The organism is Bradyrhizobium sp. 142, assembly GCF_023074015.1.
Lineage (GTDB): Bacteria > Pseudomonadota > Alphaproteobacteria > Rhizobiales > Xanthobacteraceae > Bradyrhizobium.
In genome coordinates this window covers 1-6,523 of the sequence record NZ_JADPKQ010000223.1, presented here as the reverse complement: position 1 = coordinate 6,523, position 6,523 = coordinate 1, and the positions used below count along the sequence as shown (strand labels likewise).

4 protein-coding genes and 2 pseudogenes are annotated in these 6,523 nt (G+C 55.0%); 3 read left to right on the top strand and 3 right to left on the bottom strand.

Annotated features, from left to right (window positions below):
- Positions 1-369: 369 nt before the first annotated feature.
- The 3 genes and pseudogenes from IVA82_RS20570 to IVA82_RS20560 form a co-directional block, all read right to left on the bottom strand.
- The gene (locus IVA82_RS20570; protein ID WP_247493491.1) at positions 370-1,182 is read right to left on the bottom strand and encodes an arylamine N-acetyltransferase; all 813 of its coding nucleotides are present in this window, start codon (positions 1,180-1,182) and stop codon (positions 370-372) included.
- A 317-nt stretch (positions 1,183-1,499) separates the two neighbouring features.
- Positions 1,500-2,029, bottom strand: a pseudogene (locus IVA82_RS20565) (GTP cyclohydrolase I).
- Between the two features lie 42 nt (positions 2,030-2,071).
- Positions 2,072-2,443, bottom strand: coding sequence for a hypothetical protein (locus IVA82_RS20560; RefSeq protein WP_247493490.1), 372 nt, complete (start codon positions 2,441-2,443; stop codon positions 2,072-2,074).
- 950 nt (positions 2,444-3,393) lie between these two features.
- Here IVA82_RS20560 and IVA82_RS20555 point away from each other — a divergent pair.
- The 3 genes and pseudogenes from IVA82_RS20555 to IVA82_RS20545 form a co-directional block, all read left to right on the top strand.
- On the top strand, positions 3,394-4,986 hold the full coding sequence (locus IVA82_RS20555; RefSeq protein WP_247493489.1) for a hypothetical protein: 1,593 nt from the start codon (positions 3,394-3,396) through the stop codon (positions 4,984-4,986).
- A gap of 4 nt (positions 4,987-4,990) precedes the next feature.
- Positions 4,991-5,674 carry an HAD hydrolase-like protein gene (locus IVA82_RS20550; RefSeq protein WP_247493488.1) on the top strand — a complete coding sequence of 228 codons (684 nt, stop codon included), beginning with the start codon at positions 4,991-4,993 and terminating at the stop codon, positions 5,672-5,674.
- A gap of 573 nt (positions 5,675-6,247) precedes the next feature.
- A pseudogene (locus IVA82_RS20545) lies at positions 6,248-6,505 on the top strand (transposase); the annotation flags it as partial.
- Between the last annotated feature and the right edge of the window lie 18 nt (positions 6,506-6,523).

Below are 6,523 nucleotides of genomic sequence, written 5' to 3'. Positions count from 1 at the left end.
GTCCGCTGCGCACCGAACGGCACATTCCAAACTCGATTGCGACGATGCGTCGACGGCTCGTTCTCGCCCTCGTCAGAAGTCTGTCGCGATGTCCATGTTGCGCAAGAGCGATCCTGCGTCCGCGATCGCGCAAAAATTTATGACGTAGTAAGACTAGGTGGAATTTTCCTCCCCTGTTGATACGCGCCTTCTGCGCGTAGCACGATTTCCGGCATGGCTCGCCAGCCTCGCCAATCAGGTGCTCAGCAAGGAATCACAAGTGATTCCTTCTAGAGATCTCGCCAATCAGCGCGGGTGATCGACGTTATGGGAAATTGAAATAGACCGCACAGGCCATCGTCGCGCTGCAATGCTTGATCACCTTCTTTCCTATACAAGTCCGCGCGACCCAAGCTTTTCCCATAACGAGTCAACGGTGTACTGAGGCAGTCGGAGCCCGAAGACATTGGCCAAGACCTGCTGCAGTTCGCTCTTCGTTTCGAGTGTTTGTGTTTCCTTAAGTTGGCTGCGAGTCAATCTGAGCTTCTTGTTAAGCAAGTTTGCACGCCCCTCGGATGTCAACACACTCATCATGAGGACGGATGGAAACGGCATACGGTCCCAGCGTGCGCAGATGAAGTTGGCGCCCTCGAAATCTGGTGGCAGGGCAACGGCTCGGTCGATACCGAAAAGAGCGAACCATTCATCTTCGTTCTTGCGTTCAAGCACGAGCTCTCCACTGGCCGGGTCGGCCCGCAGACGAAACACGTCAACGCCAACTATTTGCTGCTCCTCCGTATCGATTCGTAGCGGTGCAATCGGTGCCGGACCGGGAAAGCCGGCATCGGCAAGCCAGTCGGAGCCCTCTATGGTCACGATCAATGCATGATGTGTGCGTGGGCCACCTTCCGGAGCCCCCATGCGCACCCTGCAAAGAATGGGTCGTACCGTGAAATCGAGTGCTTCGAGCGCCAAGCCAAACAACTTGTTCAATTCGAAGCAATAGCCGCCTCGCCGGGCATCGATCAGTTTGGCCCAGATCGAATTTTCAGTCAGATCGGGGATATCGCCCAGCAGAACATCAATGTTCTCATAGGGGATCGCGCGCATTTGAGCCTGCTGGAGCGCAAGAAGGCCATCAACCGTTGTCGGGACTTGAGCAAGGCCAATCCGATCGAGATAGGTCGCAATTTTAAATGCCATGGCACGTCCTTGATATCTGGATTCGTTTGATTAAGCGGCCGGAAGCGCGATGACTTCGCAGGGCAACGTGTAGCAGCGTAAAGGTGGCCATCTCTCCTATAGAAATGAAACAGCCCGAGCACTCCGGCGACAGCCTCAGTGCCGGTATCGAGCCAACGGGCCATTTGTGCACGGTGAGCGTTGAATACCCCTACGGCGAGCAGAAGTTCCTTTGGCGACATCTTGGACCAACAGCCGACAGTGTGACGACGCGCGCCACTGGCGAAACGTAGCAGATAGGCCGACTTCATGGCCGTATGTCTTGGTTGATACATAGGTCACGGTTTAGTCCTTGATGAGCGCCAGAAACTCGCTACGCAGCATCTTGCTGTCGCGAAGCCACCGCGCATGATGCTGGTCACCATAGTGGTTTCCGTCTCGCGAACGCCGCGCCAGATCATGCACTGGTGCCGCGCCTTAACGATGACGGCCAATCCCTTCGGCTTAATGCGGCGCTCCAGCTCGTCTGCTAACATAACAGCGGCTTCCTCTTGGCGTGTGGGCGCGCCATGATCCAGTTGGCCACACGCACAACTTTGCTGATACCGATCACCGACTTACCAGGCAGCACGCCGACCCACATGCGGCCAATGGCGGGAACAAAGTGGTGCGAGCACGTCGATCTCACGGTGATGGGGCCAAGCGCGTAGATCTCTTCCAGGCAGCCCACGTTTGGCAAGTCCGTAGCGTCAGGCGCAGCTTCAAAGCGCCCGGCAAACACCTCGCGCACGTACATCTTGGCTATCCGTTTTGCGGTCGCAGTCGTATTGTGGTCGCGGCTGGTGTCGATAACCAGGCCCTCAAGCAAGCCTGCAAGTGCTGCTCTACTTCTGCATGTATTATCTCAACCTCACCCGTATTCTGCGATATTGGCGTTTACTCCAAAGGACACGCCTGCGTCGAGCAGGCGTTTACGAATTGCTTGCGTTGAGCTCATCAAATATCCTAGCCGGGCGCTTTGCCTCGCTCTTGCGCGAACAAGTTGATCTGCGGGCGCTTCTGCATTTCGGTAGTCCACATGATGCCCCTGGCCGTCAGAACGGCCGCTTGTCGCCACCTGATCTGCGATTACCTGCCGCGCTGGCCTTGAGATCCTGGATGATTTCGAGATTTCTACCGTGTCGGCAATATCGCCGGTCGCGCGATGCCATCCATTGTGCTGGGTAGCGCCGCCAACGTTCGAAGAATGATGGAGTTGCTTGATAGAATAGATAGCTTTCATCTGAACTCTTGAGTGGTGACGGCGAGAGACCGCTGTTCTTGAAATGGGTCCTTCACCGTCGCTGCAATCAACATGCCGAAAACCGCTATGCTAGTCTTGCTGCAAGACAACAACACCATGTGCTTTGCGAGCGCGCGCGGAAACATTTTACGCCCAGACGTCAGGGACCGGACATGAACGTCTTCAAGACGACACGGCTGAAAACAAACATAGGGGCATCAAAACATGATACGGTCCCCTTGCCGACCTCGCTCGCGTCTGCGCCATGTGCCTGAAACTACGTTCTGTGAAGTCTAGCCCAATCGCGCGAGCTTCGTTCACAAACGCCTCCTCATTTATGTGACGCTTCAATAGCCTTCACTTTGCGCATCGATGCCGTCACTGAGCGTCTACCCCTTCAAAGCCGCAACAACGGCGGACAGCGCTGTTCGCTCCGTGACATCAAGGAGATCGGAGCGCGCACGAATTCAATCAGCAAACAGGCCCAATGGTCCCTCGGTGGGGCGTCCAGTTCACTGAACGTCTTCGTTCTTCAGCGTAGGGTTGGGACTGGCCGCTTGAGGATTGGACAAAGACATTCCCGCCGCGGCAACAGTCGCGTAACGCTCTTTGCTGCGGCTTCTAGGCGGAGCACCGCGGGATCCCATCAGGCACCGTGCCCACCAAAGCTGACTTTTGGCGGCCGCGTTCTCGGAGGTCCGGCAGCCGGATCAGGGCGGCTTTTTCGAATCACACACTTCGTTTGCCAATCTCGGCGAAGCCTCATGCGCGCGAAAGAGGACTTGGTACGAGCCTTGCTTGCTGAGGCGCAAAACCATGTGCTTCGCGCGAGCCGACGGATTACTCCGCTCGGTGTCGGTTCCACACATTGGATGTCTGCAACCGGACAGGGTTGAAAACAACAACACGCAACGGGCGACATCCATAATCGTCCGTCAAGGAGACATAGCATGTCCGGTGTTGCAGGCGCATTTCTGTTGCCTTCAAGCCGCTCACAAAGGACGGTTTACGATCAGCTCAAGCACATGGTGCCGAAGCTTGAAAACCGTGGACAGGAGGGGTTCGGCGTTGCCGCGTTTATGCATGAAGAACGGTTTCAACATACAAAGTCATGCCGGCCAGCAGGCAAACTAGCGAGTGTTGATTTCACTGAGCAGGACGCGCATTTCAGACCGCATGTAGCTATAGCACACGTTCGCACTCCCTCTCACAGAGAGAAGAGTGACGCCGACTTCCAGCCCTTTGACAATCATAAAACCTCCTGCCGCCGTTTGACGGTTTGTTTGAACGGGGCTCTGGTCAACGCTGATGAACTTAGGAAAGAACTGCACGCTGAAGGTCATGCCATCCGCAGCAAAACCGATGCGGAGCTCTTGCTCAAGCTTATCGAGAGTATTTGTCAAAGAGATTATTGGCAGCACGGTCTACCGGTTAACTACGAGAAAGTCTTCCAAGATATTGATAAGGGCGTTGACGGAGCTGTCAGCGCGCTCTTGTTAGATGGCCTAGGAAATCTGACCGCCTTCCGCAATCGCAGGGGTTTGCGGCCTTTGGAATTCATGCAAACCGAAGATGGCTTTCTACTTTTTGCCTCAGAAAACAGTGCTTTCTCTGGGCTACAAGGCCGAGTCGACGAGATCCGGCCAAGCCACATCAAGCATGTGAACGGCAGAACGGGAGACTGCCTTGATCACTTTGTGGGCCAGGCTCGACACAGCCCCAAGCTTTGCGCCTACGAAACGCTTTATCTGGGAAATGTAAGAACGTTGGTGCAAGGGCAATCTCATCTAGCAACTCGCCACGATATAGGCATGACCTTGGGCCGAATTGTCTGGCCGCGATTAGCAGTCGAAACAAGCTCCGCTCCCATAATCGTTTCTTCCATGCCGCGCACCGGGACACCGTATGCCGACGGTCTATTTGCATCGCTGGCCAAGCAGCAAAGTGCGCTCGTCCAACGGCACGAGGTGATCGCAGTAAACCGTTCTCAGCGCACACTTATCGGATCTCTTGGCGAGCGCAACTCGCTCATCTGGCAAAAGTACCGCGTCGCAACGAACGACGTCACGGATAGAATCATCGTCGTAGCCGATGAAGCCCTTATTCGTGGCGATACAAGCCGCGCAGTGACGGAGATGCTCCTTGCCGCTGGGGCAAAGGCTGTGCATTGGGCAATCGGTTCGCCGCCTATCGTTGCACCAAATTACTACGGCATGGGTATCGAGACCATAGATGAGCTAGCGTTCTGGAAAATATGGAAAAGCCTGCCACCCGAAACGCAGCAGGATAGCCTGCGCTTTCATAGGATCGCACCGCAAACGCTCCGGGTGATCGAACGCAAAATTGCTCTATCGATCAACGCTGCTACCATCACGTATTTGCCCTTTGAAGATCTGCTTTCCTTGCTGCCGCGGGGACATGAGGGAATCGATCTTTCTGCGTTTACGTTCGAGATGCCGACCCCTGGCGGACAAAAACGCGCAGACGAGAATTTGAATAGATTGATCGCCGATCTCACCTCAACGAAAACGTCTGCAGCATGAGGCCATGATGAAACTTGCTCTTGTATTCGACTGGAACGGCACTCTCCTCGACGACGCCGACGCCTTGCTACAAACGACGAACACCATTTTGGGTCGCTTCGGCCGAGCTGCCATCGATATGCAAACTTTTCGGGATCATTTCGATGTTCCACTTTCGGTTTTTTTCCGCAATCTAGGAATGTCGGAGAGCGAAATCGAAACGGTGGATAGCCATGACAGCGCTATTTTTCACGACACCTACGAACCGCTGGCGAGCAAAGCCGATCTGCGCGAAGGCGCGCGTTGCATTTTGGAAACGACACGTCAACAAGACGTTTCCAGCATTATTGTCAGTAACCATATAGTCGACCCCCTTATTACCCAATTACGAAGACATGGAATCGAAGATTGTGTCGCGGAGGTTCTGGCGTTTGAAAGCCGCGCTACTCAATATAAAGGCATAAGCAAAGGAGAGCGGCTTCGTCTGTATATGCGGACATACAATCTGAACCCCAGCTCAACTTTCATCGTCGGGGACATGCCGGTCGAAACGGATATTGCACGCGATCTTGGCTTGATCAGCGTAGCCATTACGGGCGGATTTGTTTCCGAGACGCGTCTGCGAGCGGCGCAGCCGGATTATCTCATCGAGGACCATCATCAGCTGCTGCCCATTCTGCAGGAGCGTGGCCTTTTTCAGAACTCATAACGACGCAGAGCATGACTGAAACTCCGTCAACTGCAACGCCTGGGAAAGTCGGACAACGAATCGGCCTAATCGGCGCAGGGCGCATGGGAACAGGCATAGGAATCAGTCTTTTGCGTCATGGCACTGAACTGCATATCAAAGTCAACAGAACCCGTGTTGGCGCGGAACGCTTGACTGGCATGGGTGCTCATGAGCACACCGCAATTTCTGAATTGGCCCGGCATGTAAGTGCCGTCGTTTTATCCCTGCCCTCAAGTTGCGAGGTCGAGGAAGTCTGCCTTGGGCAACATGGGCTATTTGCACATTTGCCCCGAGAGAGTTTGATACTTGACTGCACGACGTCCTATCCTGCTTCAACCCTCACTCTAGCCGAACAGGCCAAAAAGCAGGCATTGCACTTCATAGATGCCCCGGTAACACGAAGCCCTGAGCAAGCAGAGCAAGGGCGTCTCAACGCCATCGTTGGATCGGATCAGAACACGTTTCAGAGCCGGCTCCGGAAATCTGCACAGGACGTTAAGTGGAGTTTCTGCCTGACGACGGGCACGATAGGCCCGCGAATCAGGAGAGACGATGAGCAGACGAGCACGCCGGAATCACTCACCGGCCTTCAAGGCGAAGGTGGCTCTGGCCGCCGTCAAAGGCGATCGGACGATAGCCCAACTGGCCGAGCATTTTGACGTTCACCCCAATCAGATTACGGCGTGGAAATCGCAGCTTGAGGGCAATGCTTCCGGGATTTTCGGACCAGGGGGCGGGCCGCCGGCCGCGCCCGCAGTCGATGTGAAGTCGCTGCATGCCAAGATCGGAGAGCTGACGCTGGAGAATGATTCCTAAGAAACGGCAGCA

Coding starts and splice junctions, on each gene's coding strand:
- IVA82_RS20570 (WP_247493491.1), bottom strand. CDS start 1,182: ATGGCATTTAAAATTGCGACCTATCTCGATCGGATTGGCCTTGCTCAA.
- IVA82_RS20560 (WP_247493490.1), bottom strand. CDS start 2,443: ATGAAAGCTATCTATTCTATCAAGCAACTCCATCATTCTTCGAACGTT.
- IVA82_RS20555 (WP_247493489.1), top strand. CDS start 3,394: ATGTCCGGTGTTGCAGGCGCATTTCTGTTGCCTTCAAGCCGCTCACAA.
- IVA82_RS20550 (WP_247493488.1), top strand. CDS start 4,991: ATGATGAAACTTGCTCTTGTATTCGACTGGAACGGCACTCTCCTCGAC.